The sequence below is a fragment of the Holdemanella sp. DFI.5.55 genome, from assembly GCF_020593575.1.
GTDB lineage: Bacteria > Bacillota_I > Bacilli_A > Erysipelotrichales > Erysipelotrichaceae > Holdemanella > Holdemanella hominis.
Genome location: NZ_JAJDMK010000238.1, coordinates 1 through 304, shown reverse-complemented (window position 1 = coordinate 304; position 304 = coordinate 1). Strand labels below are relative to the sequence as shown.

At 37.8% G+C, this 304-nt stretch carries 1 protein-coding gene; it reads left to right on the top strand.

What is annotated here, in order from left to right:
• The coding region (locus LJE08_RS13945; protein ID WP_227403574.1) for a tyrosine-type recombinase/integrase at positions 1-274 on the top strand (274 nt) is incomplete at its 5' end.
• Positions 275-304 lie beyond the last annotated feature (30 nt).

Sequence of the window (304 nt, the reverse complement as noted above, 5' to 3'; positions counted from 1 at the left end):
TCAGAAAGGCTATCCTATGTATGCAACAGCCTATTCCTCAACATTTCCTAATATGATAAAGAAATACAATAAGTATCACAAGGGAAATGAACTTCCGCTTATCACACCACACACTCTACGCCATACGTTCTGTACAAATATGGCAAACAAAAAAATAACCCCAAATACTTTGCAGTATATCATGGGGCATAAGAATATCACGATGACCCTCGGCTATTATACACACGGTACAGCTCAATCAGCGATGGCTGAAATGCTTTCTATCTCCGCTTAGTTTACTACAAATTTTACTACATTTGAGAGA